Genomic DNA, 13,092 nt, shown 5'->3' on the forward strand with positions numbered 1-13,092 from the left:
GCAGAACCCCGTTTCAGACCAATGGTCAGGCCGGAGGAAAACGGAAAGATCCGGCAGAGCAGAAAGGTGGCACGGAACCCCGCCGGCATCAAGCCGCGTAGGGCCGCAACAGGGACAGCGCCTGCGCGTGCAGCTCGGCGTTGGCCGCCGCCAGAGCCTGGCCACCACCATGCGCAGGGCCGCCGTTCCAATTGGTGACCACGCCCCCGGCAGCCTCGATCAGGGCGATCGGCGCCATGATGTCATAGCTCTGCAGCCCCGCCTCGATCACCAGGTCGATCTGCCCGGCGGCGAGCAGCGCATAGGCATAGCAATCCATCCCGTAACGGGTGAGCCGCGCCTCCTCCGCAACCGCCTCGAATCCGGCGCGGTCGGACGGAGTGCCGACTTCGGGGAAGGTGGTGAAGAGAATGGCCTCGTCCAGCCGCGCGGTGGCGCGCGTGCGCAGGGCGCGCGGCCCATGCGGCCCGGTCATGCTTGCAGCGCCCTCGGCGCCGGCGAACCGCTCTCCGATATAGGGTTGGTCGATCATGCCCAGGAACGGACCGTCGGCATCGGCCAGCGCGATCAGCACCCCCCAGGTCGGGGTTCCGGACAGAAAGGCACGGGTTCCGTCGATGGGGTCGAGGACCCAGTCGCGCCCGCTCGTGCCTTCTGCACGGGCGAACTCTTCGCCAAGGATACCGTCCTCGGGGCGCAGCTCGGCCAGCAGCGATCGCATGGCCGTCTCTGCGGCCTTGTCGGCCGCGGTCACGGGATCGAAACCCGAAGCCGCCTTGTTCTCGGCGCTCAATCCGTCCTGGCGGAACCAGGGGAGGATGGCGCTGCGGGCAGCATCGGCGAGACGATGGGCAACGTCCAGATCGGTCAGGGCATCGGGTGTCATGGTTGCCCGAGTGCCATCAACTTGCGTCAGCCGCAAGAGTGCCGATCACCGTTGCCGGTTCATTCAGGCGACGTCGCTGAGTACGCGGGCCAGGTCGAACAGGCGCCGGCGCTGATGCTCGGGAATGGCATAGTAGGACCGCACGAGATCGAGCGCTTCCTTGTCGCCCAGAATGTCGGAAGGGATCGCCTGGGTATTCTCGGCAGGCTTGTGATCGTCCGAAAGTCCCTCGAAGAAGAACGCCACCGGGACCTCGAGCGCATCGGCGATATCCCAAAGGCGGGAGGCGCTGACACGGTTGGCACCGGTTTCGTATTTCTGGATCTGCTGGAACTTGATGCCGACCTTTTCCGCCAGCTGCTGCTGCGTCATCCCGATCAGCCAACGCCGGTGTCGCACGCGTTTTCCAACGTGTACGTCAACTGGATGGGTCATGCTTTTCTCCTATATGATACTGACAACAAACCGGGTCACACGGGACGCAGACGAAAAAGCACAAAAACGGGCAGCTGGCAGAGCCAACCGCGCCGAATATTCCTGGGCGACGACTCCTTGGCGACGCTTCTTCACTTTACGCAGTTTCCCTTGCAAGACAAGCAAGTTGAGTTACGTAAACGTCAAGACGCTTGCCGGTTGTGCTTCTCGATGAAATCCCGTCTGACCTGTCATATTGCTTAGTTACTCCACCCCCCGTGGCGCAAGCGAATGAATCGAACCTTGCACCTGGGCGCGCGGAAACAATGATCTAAGCTCAGCCTGTACGATTTCCAGAAAGAGAACAATGCGCGCTTACAGAATCTCACAAGCCAATGAAAAACCTAAATATTTAGACATTGAACCGCCGAAACCGGGCCCGGGACAGCTAGGCGTGACCATCCGTTGCGCCGGCCTCAACTACGCCGACCTTTTGATCCAGAATGGAACCTATCAGGACATTCCAACCGCACCGTTCACGCTTGGCATGGAAATCGCAGGCCTCGTCAGCGCCATCGGTGAGTCGGTCGAGGGCTTTTCAATCGGAGATCGCGTGGCCGTTTTCGCTGGACAGGGCGGGCTTGCCGAGGCGGGCGTCTTCGAATCAGCCCGGACCGTCCGCATTCCGGACTCAATGAGCTTTGAAGAGGCCGCAGGTTTCCAGATCGCATACGGCACCAGCCATCTCGCGCTCGCGCACCGGGCCAACCTGCGCCCCGGCGAGACGCTTTTGGTCACGGGCGCGGCCGGCGGGGTCGGCCTCACCGCCGTGGAGATCGGCAAGCTGATGGGGGCGCGGGTCATCGCCCATGCACGCGGCGCCGACAAGCTGGCGGTGGCCAAGGCGGCCGGCGCCGACCACCTGATCGACGACAGCGAAGACCTGCGCGCGCGGGTGCTGGAACTGGGCGGCGCGGACGTGGTCTATGACGCGGTCGGAGGCGACGCCTTCCGCGCCGCCTTCCGCGCCTGCAACCCCGAGGGCCGGCTGATCTGCATCGGCTTCGCCAGCGGTGACGTGCCCCAGATCCCTGCCAACCACCTGATGGTCAAGAACCTCACCGCCATCGGCCTCTATATCGGCGGCTACTTCAAGTTCCGGGCCGAGGTGGCGCAGGAGAGTCTCGCCACCCTGCTGCGCTGGTACGAGGAAGGCCGCCTGAAGCCGCATGTCAGCCACGTCCTGCCCTTCGACCAGATCGAGCAGGGGATGAACCTGCTCCGCGACCGTAAGTCGACGGGCAAGGTGGTGATCCGGATTTCCTGAGCCCTAGCCGGCGATCTTGAGGCGCGGCTTGGCCTGCGTCTCGGCAAAGACGTTGCGCAGAAGCGCGCTCAGCGCCTGGTGCACCTCGCCCTTGGTGTCGCCACCGTAGAGGACGATGTGATGGGCCGGAAGGTCCGGCAGCGTCCCGTCGTGGCGCACCGGCTCCAGGTGCGGGGGCAGCGTGCCCTCCAGCAGCGCCAGCACGCCCAGGTCGGCCGAAACCGTCGCCTCCAACGTGCGGTCCGAGTCTGAATCGACGGCGGTGCTCCACTCGATCCCGGCCGCATCCAGCGCGCGCAGCACCATTGGACGGAAGATGCAGTTGCGCGCCTGAGCCAGGTCCAGCGGCCGCTTGCGCCAGGCCATGCCGCCAATCGCCCCGACCCAGAGCAACTCCTTGGTCGCCAGTTTCTCGGCCCCCGGCGGCACTTCGGCCTCGGTGGTCAGGATCATGTCGCATTCGCCGCGGCTGAACTTCTGCTTGAGAAAGCTCGTGTTCAACGTCAGCAGCTGCACCTTCACGCGCGGGAAAGCCGCGTTGAACTGCTGCAGCACCCGTGGAATGGCGGGATAGACGATATCGTGGGGCACCCCAAGCACGATCTCGCCCTCGAAGGCCTGGTCGGTCAGCCGCGCGATCACCTCGTCGTTCAGCGCCACCATCCGGCGCGCATAGGCCAGCATCTGCTCGCCCGAGGCGGTGAGCGCGACGCCCCGGCCCGAGCGGTCGAGCAGTTCGAGGCCAAGCAACTCCTCCAGCCGCTTGAGCTGCATCGAGACCGCCGACTGGGTCAGGTGCAGGATCCCGGCGGCTCGGGTGACGCCGCCACTGTCGGCCACGGCGACGAAGGAACGGAGCGTGGTTATGTCGAGGTTGCGTATCATCACGATCCCTGATGAATCACTTCATGAACATTCGTTTTCAAAATGAACCACATTCCACCATATACATCAAGGAAATTGATCCGGATGGGCGCTTCCATCACGAACCGACGAAAGGACAGACATCATGACCGTTTCCGCGCTTGCCCGCCCCGCCGCCCCTCGCCGCGCCAGCCTCGTTGCACGCCTCGCCGCGCTGCACGGCCTCTGGCGTCAGCGCAAGTCGCTGGCCGAACTCGACCCGCACATGCTGAACGATATCGGCGTGACCGAGGCCGAAGCCCTGAAAGAGGCCCGCCGACCGGTCTGGGACGCACCGGCAAACTGGCTCGGCTGAGGCCCGCGATGGCCGTCTCGGGGACCTTCTAAAAACTCCGTGATCTCGGCTAAATCGTTGTCGAACCGCTTGAAATGCGGGTTTCGATCTCCAATATTCGGCAAGGAAGACCGCCAGCATCCTGCCGGCGGGCCTCTTTGTCTGGATGGAGACCACCTATGGCTGACTACAACCCGACCCGCGCCGCTACCCGGACAATGGCCGGCGCCCGCGCGGTCGAAGTCGACGAGGGCCTGCGCGCCCACATGAACAAGGTCTACGGCACGATGTCCGTGGGCATGCTGATCACCTTCGCGGTGGCCTGGGCGATCGGGTCGAACCCGACGCTGCTGGGCATCTTCCGCGATCCCGTTACCCTGAGCCCGAACATCCTCGGCTGGATCGTGATGTTCGCTCCGCTGGGCATGGTCTTCCTGTTCAGCGGTATGCTGAACCGCATCTCCGCCGCCGGCGCACAGCTGTTCTTCTACGCCTTCGCGGCGGTGATGGGCCTGTCGCTGAGCTGGATCTTCGTGGCCTTCACCGGCTTCTCGATCGCTCAGGTCTTCCTGGTCACCTCGATCGCCTTCGCCGGCCTGTCGCTCTGGGGCTACACCACCAAGAAGGACATCTCGGGCTGGGGGTCGTTCCTGATCATGGGTGTGATCGGTATCCTGGTCGCCTCGATCATCAACATCTTCCTGGGCTCGCCCGCGATCATGTTCGCGATCTCGGTCCTGGGTGTGCTGATCTTCGCGGGCCTCACCGCCTATGACACGCAGAACATCAAGAACACCTACCTGATGCACGCCCATTCGGGCGACAGCGAGTGGCTGGGCAAGGCCGCCATCATGGGCGCGCTGAACCTCTACCTCGACTTCATCAACATGTTCATGTTCCTGCTGCAACTGTTCGGCAACCGCGAATAAGCGGACGTACATGACAGACCGAGGGCCGGGATTTCCCGGCCCTTTTCTTTTGGGCCGCCCCGGCTATCCTGCACCCATGCTTGAACTGCGCCCGAACTGCGAGATCTGCGACCGCGACCTGCCGCCCGCCTCGGGCGAGGCGCATATCTGCACCTATGAGTGCACCTATTGCAGCGATTGCGCGCGCGAGCTGATGAATGTCTGCCCGAACTGCGGCGGCAACCTGCAGCCGCGCCCGATCCGGCCGGCAACGGCGCATCGGCCCAACGTCAGCCTCTCGCATCACCCTGCCAGCGACAAGCGCCGCCACAGCAAGTGGAGCGCCGAGGAACGGCGCGCCTTTTCGGTCGGCCTGAAGGACGTGCCCCCGGCCGAACGCTGACCTACTCGGTCCGCCCGGCTTCCGGCACGACCGGCGCCAGCCCATCAAAGCCAAGCGCATAGCCTGGCTGCAAAGCGCGGGATGAGACCTTGCCGATGCCGGTGAATCCGACGCCCTTTTCGCCCTGGCAGGCGGCAAGGGTCATCCCTGCGACCAGCAGGAGTGCAATCCTGAGTTTCATGTTCTGCCCGATATCTTGTTTTTATGGAGACGAGGTTAAACCGCGCGCCCGCCTTCCGCCAAGCCCAGGCGCATCCGAACCGATGGGAAGGTGATGCCAGGTTGCAACGTCACCTCCATCGGCCCCTCCTCGACAAAGCCGACCGAAGCATAAAAGGGCACCGCCGTCCGGGTCGCCCAGCACTCGAGTTCGCGCATCCCCGCGGCCCGCGCCTGCGCCGCCACATGGGTCATCAGCGCCCGCCCGATCCCCCTGCGCACCTGGCCCGCATCGGTCGCGACATGGCGCACATGACCCCGCTCCGCGATGCCCCGGTCGCGCGACCAGCCGCCCACGCCGACGATCCGGCCTTCCAGCAGGACGGCGTAGTAGGTGCCCGAGCCCAGCAGCGCCGGCTGCGCCCGCGAGATCAGCGGCAAGGCGGTGACCAGCACCGAGGGCGGGTAATCCGCCTTCAGCAGCTTCGGAAAGGCGCGCGCCAGCAACGCGTCCACCTCGGCCAGGTCGGCCCGCGTGGTGGTGCGGATCGTCAACATCACGATGCCCTCAAACGCAAAAAGGCCGCGCAATCGCTGCGCGGCCCCGAAAACCTGAAGTGCGAGATCTTACTTGATCTTGCCTTCCTTGTATTCGACGTGCTTGCGGACGACCGGGTCGTATTTGCGCACGGACATCTTCTCGGTCATGGTGCGGGCGTTCTTCTTGGTGACATAGAAGTGGCCCGTGCCTGCGGACGAGTTCAGGCGGATCTTGATGGTGGTCGGCTTGGCCATTGTCGTTCTCCTGCGTCGGAGGACATGCCCCTCCGTGAAATCTCATGAAACCCGCCTTTTACTCATCGCAGCCCCCGAGTCAACCGGGTTGGTGGCGATTCGCGCGCCCTGCGACTTCTTCTCTTTGATAAATACTCCGGCGCGGGCCTCCCGCCGCCGCGCCTTCGCAGAAAAGGGCTCAGTCGGCGAGGATCTTGCCGGGGTTCATGATGTGATCCGGGTCCAGCGCCGCCTTCACCGCCGCCATGAATCGCGTTGCCGGCCCCAGCTCGCGCTGCAGGTAGGGCCGCTTGCCCTGGCCGATGCCATGCTCGCCGGTGCAGGTGCCATCCATCGAGATCGCCAGGTCGTTCAGCCAGCCGACAAAGCCGTCGGCGCGCTCGACCTCTGCCTCGTCCTCCATGTCGACCAGGATCGAGCAGTGGAAGTTGCCGTCGCCGACATGGCCGACGATCGGCGCGATCAGCTTCAACTCCTCCAGCTTGGTCTGCGCCTGGGTCACGCAATCGGCCAGCCGCGAGATCGGCACGCAGACATCGGTGCCGATGCCCTTGGCGCCGGGCCGCAGCGCCAGCACCGACCAATAGGCATCGTGCCGCGCCTTCCACAGCCGGTTGCGCTCTTCCACCGTCGTGGTCGCCTCGAAGCCGGTCGCACCGAACTCCTCCGCGATGGCGCCAAAGGTCTCAGACTGCTCGGCCACGCCGGCTTCCGAGCCGTGGAACTCCAGCAGCAGCAGCGGCGTCTCGGGCAGGCTCAGCTTGGAATAGGCGTTGACCGCCTTGACCTGCAGCGCGTCCATGATCTCGATCCGGGCAACCGGGACGCCATACTGGATCGTCCCCATCACCGCCCGACAGGCCGCATCCACCGTCGGGAAGGAGCAGCGCGCGGCGCGGATCGCCTCGGGGATGCCCTGCAGGCGCAGGGTGATCTCGGTGATGATGCCCAGCGTGCCTTCCGAGCCGATCAGCAGCCGCGTCAGGTCGTACCCGGCCGAGGATTTCTTGGCCCGCTTCGCCGTGCGGATCACCGTGCCGTCGGCCATCACCGCTTCGAGCGCGATGATGTTGTCCTTCATCGTGCCATAGCGCACCGCATTGGTGCCGCTCGCACGCGTTGCGGCCATCCCCCCCAGCGAGGCATTGGCGCCGGGGTCGATCGGGAAGAACAGCCCCATGTCGCGCAGATGCGTGTTCAGCGCCTCGCGGGTGACGCCGGGCTGGACCACGCAGTCGAGATCCTCGGCATGGACCGCCAGCACCTTGTTCATCTCCATCAGGTCGATGCATACGCCGCCCGCCGGCGCGTTGACATGGCCCTCCAGCGAGGTGCCGGTGCCATAGGCGATCACCGGCACCTTATGCGCCGCGCAGACCTTGACGATTTCCGAGACCTCGGCGGTGTCGCGGGCAAAGATCACCGCGTCGGGCGCCTGGTTCTCGATCCAGGTGGTCGTATGGCCATGCTGCTCGCGGATCGCCTGGCCGGTGTTCAGTCGCTCGCCGAAACGCTGCTTCAGCACGCCCAGCGCGGTTTCGATGCCGGCCTCGTTGCGCGGCAGCCGTGTCGCCTTCACCATTCACTAGTCTCCCAAAGCGATGCCTTCGCGGCGCGGGTCCGCCCCGCCCTTCAGCATCGCGCCAATCTCGATCGCGTGCAGGCCCGAGTTCAGGTCCTGCACCTTTACCTCGAAGCCCAGGCCCTCCAGCCCGTCCTTCAGCGCCTCCGCCTCCGTCCCGGATTCCAGGTCGAAGGTGCCGAAACGGTTCAGCCCGTGCCCCATGCTCACCGCCTGCTGCACATCCATGCCCCAGTCGGCCCAGGCGATGATCGCCCGCGCGACATATCCGATGATCCGGCTCCCCCCAGGCGAGCCGATGGCCAGCACCGGCTTGCCGTCCTGCATCACCACCGTCGGCGCCATCGACGAGCGCGGCCGCTTGCCCGGCTCGACCCGGTTGGCGACGGGCACGCCCTCCCTGTGGCTGCGGAAGGAAAAGTCGGTCAGTTCGTTGTTCAGCAGGAACCCCCGCACCATGAGCCGCGCGCCGAAGACATTCTCGATGCTGGCCGTCATCGCGGCGACATTGCCATATTGGTCGACGATGGTGACATGGCTGGTCGAAGGCAGCTCGATGGCCTCGCCATCGGCCCAGGCATGGTCGAACTCGGGGCTGCCGGGCTGGACATCCTCCAGCGCCTTGCCGCCCTCCAGCAGTGCCGCGCGCCCGGCAAGGTAGGCCGGATCGAGCAGGCCGCGCGACGGCACCGGGGTGAAGTCACTGTCAGCGATGAAACGTTCCCGGTCGGCAAAGGCCAGGCGCGAGGCATCGCCGATGCGCCGCCAGGTCTCGGGCGCGTCGGCCGGCCCCATCGGCGCGCCGTTCAGCGTGCCGAGGATCTGGCCCACGGTGATCCCGCCCGAAGACGGCGGCCCCATGCCGCAGACCTCGTAGACACGATAGACCGCGCAGACCGGCGCACGCTCCTTTACCTCGTAGAGCGCAAGGTCAGTCGCCGCGAGAACACCCGGATTGCCCAGCGCGCCCTGCACCGCGCGCACGATATCGGCGGCAACCGGGCCGGTGTAGAAGGCCTCTGCCCCGCCTGCCGCCATCAGCGCCAGCGTGTCAGCGTAATCCGGGTTCTGCAGCAGGTACCCGACGGGCAGCGGCTCGCCCTCCGCCGTCAGGAAATAGGCAGAGGTCCCCGCAGCCGAGGCCAGCCGGTCGCGGTCTTCGGCGATCAGCGCGTTCAGCCGCTCGGACACCGCGAAGCCCTCGCGCGCCAGCCCGATGGCCGGATCGAAGAGCGAGGCCCAGGGCAGCCGGCCCCAGCGCCGGTGCACGTCTTCCAGCAGCGCCGGGGTGCCCGGCGTGCCGACCGATCGCCCGCCGACCACCGCGTCGAAGAACTTCAGCGGCTGGCCCGCCGCGTCGAGGAAGAGCAACGGCGTCGCCGCCAGCGGCGCGGTCTCGCGCGCATCAATCGTGGTCAGAGCGCCTGTCGACGCGTCATACCAAAGCAAGAAGGCACCGCCGCCAAGCCCCGAGGATTGCGGCTCGACCAGCCCCAGCACGGTCTGCACCGCCACCAGCGCATCCGCCGCCGACCCGCCCGCCGCCAGCACCTTGGCCCCCGCCTCCACCGCCAGCGGATTGGCGGCCGCCACCATCCAATGCGCGGCCTCGACCGGCCGCCCCGCCGCCTTGGCGGCATAGGCGGCCGCCACGGCCGGAGACTGGGCGGCCTCGGCCACCGGGGTCATCACCTCGGGCTGCACCGCATCCGCGGCCTGCTGGGCAACGGCGGAACCGGCCAGCATGGCCAGAAGCATCGACAGTTTGCGCATCGGCTTCCTCCCCAGGACGCAAGACTTTTGGAAAAAGTCTTGCCAAAAGTTTCCTTGAAACTTTTGCCCTACAACATCGACGGCACCACCAGATCGGGTGGCCGGTGGCCGTCCTCGAAGGTCTTGATATTGATGATGACCTTCTCGCCCATCTCGATCCGGCCCTCGACCGTGGCCGAGCCCATATGCGGCAGCATCACCACGTTGGGCATCTCGCGCAGGGCCGGATTGCCCTCGGAGCCGTGCTCGTAGACGTCAAGGCCCGCGCCGGCGATCTCGCCGTCGCGCAGCATGCGGGTCAGGGCGGGTTCGTCGATCACCTCGCCGCGCGAGGTATTCACCAGCACCGCGGTCGGCTTCAGCAGCTTGAGCCGGCGCGCGTTCAGCAAATGGAAGGTCGAGGGCGTCGAGGGGCAGTTGACCGAGATCACGTCCATCCGGCTGACCATCTGGTCGAGGCTTTCCCAATAGGTCGCGCCCAGCGCCTCCTCGATCTCGGGGCGCAGGCGCTTGCGGTTGTGGTAATGCACCTGCATCCCGAAGGCCGCCGCACGGCGTGCCACCGCCTGACCGATCCGCCCCATGCCGAGAATGCCAAGCCGCCGCCCGCCGACGCGGCCGCCCAGGAAGGCGGTCGGCGCCCAGCCGTCCCACTTGCCGCTCTGCATCACGGCCATGCCCTCGGGGATGCGGCGGATCACGGCGAGGAGCAGCGCCATGGTCATGTCGGCGGTGTCATCGGTCAGCACGCCGGGGGTGTTCGAGACCAGCACGCCGCGCTGCCGGGCGGTCGCCACGTCGATATGGTCCACCCCGGCGCCATAGTTGGCGATCAGCTTGAGCCGGTCGCCGGCCTGGGCGAGGAGCGTCGAATCGATGGTGTCGGTGATCGTCGGGACCAGCACGTCGGCGGTCCTGGCGGCGGCGACCAGTTCCTCGCGCGACATCGGGGTGTCGTCGCTGCGCAGGCGGACGTTGAACAACTCGCCGAGGCGGGCCTCGACCTGTTCCGGCAACCGTCGCGTAACGACAACACTCAAGGGTTCTCTTGGCAAGACGGCTCTCCCGAAGCTTCTCAAATCATGGCCCGCCATGCCATCGTGGCGCAGGATCATCCGGGGCACAAGAACCCTCGGGCCGATTTATCCACGGCCGGACAAGACGGACAAACGGGCAGGCAGTTCGTGACGACGACAATTCGAAGACATGTGAGTCGCCTGCTGGCGGCAGGGTGCCTCGTGGCGCTCTGCGGCGCAGCCTTGGCGGCGGAAGAGAAGCGCGGGCAGGTGACCAACCTGCCGCTGCCGCGCTTCGTCTCGTTGAAGGCGAACGAGGGGAACGTGCGGCGCGGGCCGTCGCTGACCCATCGGATCGACTGGGTGTTCAAGCGGCGGGACATGCCGCTGGAGATCACCGCGGAACATGGTCACTGGCGGCGGGTGCAGGACCGGGACGGGGCCGGGGGATGGGTGCATTACGCGCTGCTCTCGGGGGTGCGGACCGTGCTGATCGAGCAGGACATGGCGCCGATCCATACCCGGCCCGATGCCGGGTCGCCGGTGGATGCGGCCTTCGAACTCGGCGTGGTGGCGCGGCTGGGCGAGTGCACGCCGGAGTGGTGCCGGGTCTCGGCCGGAGGCTACAAGGGCTGGATCGAGAAGACCGCGCTCTGGGGCGTCGGCAAGGACGAAATCCGCGAATAATCGGCCTCCGCAAGAGTGTCCCAGCTAGGACGGGGGGTCAAGTTATTGGAATCATTTGAAAACACGAGGGAGTGAATCCGGGACGCTGCCGGGAAGGCGCCGACCACGGGCGTCGACACCCGTGGCGGCGTGGCCTGGGGGCGCTGCCCCCGTCTCCCTGCGGTCGACTCCCCCGGAGGTATTTGGAAAGAAGAGAAAGGGCGGGCGCGGCGCTGGCTCAGGCCTTTTCGAAGACCGCGATCAGGGCGAGGTCGTCGCGGTGGTCGCCGGTGGCAAGCGAGCCGTAGATCGGCACCTCGGTCAGGCTCAGCTTCTGGATCGCGCCGCGGCCCAGGCGCTCGAAGGCCGCCGCGAAACCGGCGGCGGCGTAGTGCCGGGCATTGATCGAGAGCGCGAAGACGGCGCCCGGCCGCGCCACCCGCAGCAACTGGTCGAGCGCCTCGGGGCCGAGGTGGCCGGTGGTGAAGGTGCCCGAGGAGACGATGCCGGAATAGCTCTCGGCCGGGACCGGAATGCCCTCGTTCACATCGGCCGGGATGGCGTCGCGGTAGATGTCCTTGCGCATGGCCTGACGCAGCATTGCCTCGGAGATATCCGTGGCGTCGATCGGCCCGACGCCGAAATCCGAGAGCACCGCGCCGCAAAGCCCGGTGCCGGCGCCGACGTCGAGCACCGGCCCCTGCCCGCCCGCGCCGACGAAGGCGCGCGCGGTATGGACATGCAGCTGGTAGTCCTCGCGCGCGGCGAAGGCGCTGTCGTAGTCGCCCGCCCATTCGGCGTAGAGCCGCCGCGACTCCTCGGGCGAATTCAGCGCATAGGCGGCGGTCAGGTCGGGCGTCTTGCGGGTCATGCCCCCATGAAAGGCCGATGCGCGATTCGACTCAAGTTTTGCCTTACGCGGCGTCGAAATCCAGCACCAGCCGGTCGGAGGTCGGGCGGGCCTGGCAGGCGAGGGTGAAGCCCGCGTCCATCTCCCACTGTTCCAGCGAGTAGTTCACCGCCATCTCGGCGCTGCCCTCGACCACCTTGCAGCGGCAGGTGCAGCACATGCCGCCCTTGCAGGAATAGGGCAGGTCGAGCCCCTGGCGGGCCGCCGCGGTAACCACCGACTCGTCGCCCGATTCGAAGCGGAAGGCCTTCTGGCTGCCGTCGAGCACGACCGAGACCTCGACCCCCTTCTGCGCCGCGCTCACCGCCTCGGCCGAGCGCGCCTTCCGCTGCGGTTCGCCATCGACGTAGAACAGCTCGTAATGGATGCCGGCGCTGCGGATGCCGCGGGCGCGCAGGGTCTCGGTCACGTCGCGGATCATCTCGGTCGGCCCGCAGAGGAAGATCCCGTCGGAGCCGTCGAGGTCGATCGCGCCGGCCTGTGCCAGCGCCGCGATCTTCTCGCCCGAGATCCGCCCGTTGAACAAGGGCACATCCTGCGGCTCGCGGCTGAGGATATGCAGCAGGGTGAAGCGGTCGATGTAGCGGTCCTTGAGCGCGGCCAGCGCCTCGCGGAACATGATGCTGTCGGTGGTGCGGTTGCCGTAGACCAGCGTCACCCGCGCCTTGCGCGCCAGGGCAGCGGCGGCGATCGAGATCATCGGGGTGACGCCCGAGCCGGCGGCGATCAGCACGATGTTGCGCTCGGACGTGCAGGTGAAATGCCCCTCGGGCGGCATCACCGAGATCACCTGCCCCGGCTGCAGCCCGTGGGCGAAGGCCGAGAAGGTGCCGTCCTGGATCTTGCGCACCCCAACCGTCAGCGGCTCGCCAGGCGCGCTTGCAATGGAGTAGCTGCGGCGGACATCCTGCCCGTTCACCTCGGCGCGCAGCGTCAGATACTGGCCCGGCGCGAAGTCATAGGCCTCGCTCAGCGCCCTGGGCACCTCGAAGCTGATCGCCACGGCGTCATCGGTTTCGCGGCGCACGTCGCTGATCGTCAGGTCGTAGAACATG

Annotated in this window: 16 protein-coding genes; 5 read left to right on the forward strand and 11 right to left on the reverse strand. The window is 66.5% G+C overall.

Features of this window, described 5'->3' with window-relative positions:
* Window positions 1-88 precede the first annotated feature (88 nt).
* Both hisN and IE266_RS00075 read right to left on the reverse strand, forming a co-directional pair.
* Complete coding sequence (gene hisN, locus IE266_RS00070; protein ID WP_189677989.1) at window positions 89-886, reverse strand: histidinol-phosphatase; 798 nt, start codon at window positions 884-886, stop codon at window positions 89-91.
* Between the two features lie 63 nt (window positions 887-949).
* Window positions 950-1,321: a helix-turn-helix domain-containing protein gene (locus tag IE266_RS00075; protein WP_189677990.1), complete on the reverse strand. Its 372-nt coding sequence runs from the start codon at window positions 1,319-1,321 to the stop codon at window positions 950-952.
* A gap of 346 nt (window positions 1,322-1,667) precedes the next feature.
* On the opposite strand from IE266_RS00075, the gene IE266_RS00080 reads away from it, so the two are divergent.
* A complete protein-coding gene (locus IE266_RS00080) occupies window positions 1,668-2,627 on the forward strand; it encodes an NADPH:quinone oxidoreductase family protein (RefSeq protein ID WP_189677991.1) in 960 nt (319 codons plus the stop codon).
* Window positions 2,628-2,630: 3 nt separating this feature from the next.
* Here IE266_RS00080 and IE266_RS00085 read toward each other — a convergent pair whose 3' ends face one another.
* Complete coding sequence (locus tag IE266_RS00085) at window positions 2,631-3,512, reverse strand: LysR family transcriptional regulator (RefSeq protein WP_189677992.1); 882 nt, start codon at window positions 3,510-3,512, stop codon at window positions 2,631-2,633.
* Window positions 3,513-3,636: 124 nt separating this feature from the next.
* Between IE266_RS00085 and IE266_RS00090 the strand changes: the two genes are divergently transcribed.
* The 3 genes from IE266_RS00090 (at window position 3,637) to IE266_RS00100 (ending at window position 5,136) form a co-directional block, all read left to right on the forward strand.
* The gene (locus IE266_RS00090; RefSeq protein WP_189677993.1) at window positions 3,637-3,846 is read left to right on the forward strand and encodes a DUF1127 domain-containing protein; all 210 of its coding nucleotides are present in this window, start codon (window positions 3,637-3,639) and stop codon (window positions 3,844-3,846) included.
* 158 nt (window positions 3,847-4,004) lie between these two features.
* A complete protein-coding gene (locus IE266_RS00095; protein WP_189677994.1) occupies window positions 4,005-4,754 on the forward strand; it encodes a Bax inhibitor-1/YccA family protein in 750 nt (249 codons plus the stop codon).
* A 76-nt stretch (window positions 4,755-4,830) separates the two neighbouring features.
* Entirely contained in the window at window positions 4,831-5,136 is a 306-nt protein-coding gene (locus IE266_RS00100; RefSeq protein ID WP_189677995.1) for a DUF1272 domain-containing protein, read from the forward strand.
* Between the two features lies 1 nt (window position 5,137).
* Here IE266_RS00100 and IE266_RS00105 read toward each other — a convergent pair whose 3' ends face one another.
* From IE266_RS00105 to IE266_RS00130, 6 genes are all read right to left on the reverse strand, one after another.
* A complete protein-coding gene (locus IE266_RS00105) occupies window positions 5,138-5,317 on the reverse strand; it encodes a hypothetical protein (RefSeq protein ID WP_189677996.1) in 180 nt (59 codons plus the stop codon).
* A 35-nt stretch (window positions 5,318-5,352) separates the two neighbouring features.
* A complete protein-coding gene (locus tag IE266_RS00110; protein ID WP_189677997.1) occupies window positions 5,353-5,853 on the reverse strand; it encodes a GNAT family N-acetyltransferase in 501 nt (166 codons plus the stop codon).
* A gap of 69 nt (window positions 5,854-5,922) precedes the next feature.
* Window positions 5,923-6,090 (reverse strand): 50S ribosomal protein L33, encoded by a 168-nt coding sequence (rpmG, locus tag IE266_RS00115; protein WP_139075265.1) that lies wholly within the window; start codon window positions 6,088-6,090, stop codon window positions 5,923-5,925.
* Between the two features lie 178 nt (window positions 6,091-6,268).
* A complete protein-coding gene (locus tag IE266_RS00120; protein WP_189677998.1) occupies window positions 6,269-7,672 on the reverse strand; it encodes an FAD-binding oxidoreductase in 1,404 nt (467 codons plus the stop codon).
* Between the two features lie 3 nt (window positions 7,673-7,675).
* Window positions 7,676-9,445, reverse strand: a complete 1,770-nt coding sequence (ggt, locus tag IE266_RS00125) for a gamma-glutamyltransferase (RefSeq protein WP_189677999.1) — start codon at window positions 9,443-9,445, stop codon at window positions 7,676-7,678.
* A 68-nt stretch (window positions 9,446-9,513) separates the two neighbouring features.
* Window positions 9,514-10,500 (reverse strand): 2-hydroxyacid dehydrogenase, encoded by a 987-nt coding sequence (locus IE266_RS00130; protein ID WP_189678000.1) that lies wholly within the window; start codon window positions 10,498-10,500, stop codon window positions 9,514-9,516.
* A 153-nt stretch (window positions 10,501-10,653) separates the two neighbouring features.
* Here IE266_RS00130 and IE266_RS00135 point away from each other — a divergent pair, with 153 nt between their 5' ends.
* Complete coding sequence (locus tag IE266_RS00135; protein ID WP_373310468.1) at window positions 10,654-11,148, forward strand: SH3 domain-containing protein; 495 nt, start codon at window positions 10,654-10,656, stop codon at window positions 11,146-11,148.
* Between the two features lie 217 nt (window positions 11,149-11,365).
* Here IE266_RS00135 and IE266_RS00140 read toward each other — a convergent pair whose 3' ends face one another.
* Together IE266_RS00140 and paaE are read right to left on the reverse strand one after the other, a co-directional pair.
* Complete coding sequence (locus tag IE266_RS00140) at window positions 11,366-11,998, reverse strand: class I SAM-dependent DNA methyltransferase (RefSeq protein WP_189678002.1); 633 nt, start codon at window positions 11,996-11,998, stop codon at window positions 11,366-11,368.
* Between the two features lie 43 nt (window positions 11,999-12,041).
* Entirely contained in the window at window positions 12,042-13,091 is a 1,050-nt protein-coding gene (gene paaE, locus IE266_RS00145; RefSeq protein WP_189678003.1) for a 1,2-phenylacetyl-CoA epoxidase subunit PaaE, read from the reverse strand.
* Window position 13,092: the final 1 nt, after the last annotated feature.

Source organism: Seohaeicola zhoushanensis (genome assembly GCF_014656415.1).
Classification (GTDB): domain Bacteria; phylum Pseudomonadota; class Alphaproteobacteria; order Rhodobacterales; family Rhodobacteraceae; genus Seohaeicola_A; species Seohaeicola_A zhoushanensis.

Excerpts from the sequence above, each read along its gene's own strand:
- hisN (WP_189677989.1), bottom strand. The coding sequence starts at position 886 with ATGACACCCGATGCCCTGACCGATCTGGACGTTGCCCATCGTCTCGCC.
- IE266_RS00140 (WP_189678002.1), bottom strand. The coding sequence starts at position 11,998 with ATGACCCGCAAGACGCCCGACCTGACCGCCGCCTATGCGCTGAATTCG.
- IE266_RS00105 (WP_189677996.1), bottom strand. The coding sequence starts at position 5,317 with ATGAAACTCAGGATTGCACTCCTGCTGGTCGCAGGGATGACCCTTGCC.
- IE266_RS00120 (WP_189677998.1), bottom strand. The coding sequence starts at position 7,672 with ATGGTGAAGGCGACACGGCTGCCGCGCAACGAGGCCGGCATCGAAACC.
- IE266_RS00085 (WP_189677992.1), bottom strand. The coding sequence starts at position 3,512 with ATGATACGCAACCTCGACATAACCACGCTCCGTTCCTTCGTCGCCGTG.
- IE266_RS00090 (WP_189677993.1), top strand. The coding sequence starts at position 3,637 with ATGACCGTTTCCGCGCTTGCCCGCCCCGCCGCCCCTCGCCGCGCCAGC.
- IE266_RS00080 (WP_189677991.1), top strand. The coding sequence starts at position 1,668 with ATGCGCGCTTACAGAATCTCACAAGCCAATGAAAAACCTAAATATTTA.
- rpmG (WP_139075265.1), bottom strand. The coding sequence starts at position 6,090 with ATGGCCAAGCCGACCACCATCAAGATCCGCCTGAACTCGTCCGCAGGC.
- IE266_RS00075 (WP_189677990.1), bottom strand. The coding sequence starts at position 1,321 with ATGACCCATCCAGTTGACGTACACGTTGGAAAACGCGTGCGACACCGG.
- paaE (WP_189678003.1), bottom strand. The coding sequence starts at position 13,091 with ATGTTCTACGACCTGACGATCAGCGACGTGCGCCGCGAAACCGATGAC.
- IE266_RS00100 (WP_189677995.1), top strand. The coding sequence starts at position 4,831 with ATGCTTGAACTGCGCCCGAACTGCGAGATCTGCGACCGCGACCTGCCG.
- ggt (WP_189677999.1), bottom strand. The coding sequence starts at position 9,445 with ATGCGCAAACTGTCGATGCTTCTGGCCATGCTGGCCGGTTCCGCCGTT.
- IE266_RS00110 (WP_189677997.1), bottom strand. The coding sequence starts at position 5,853 with ATGTTGACGATCCGCACCACCACGCGGGCCGACCTGGCCGAGGTGGAC.
- IE266_RS00095 (WP_189677994.1), top strand. The coding sequence starts at position 4,005 with ATGGCTGACTACAACCCGACCCGCGCCGCTACCCGGACAATGGCCGGC.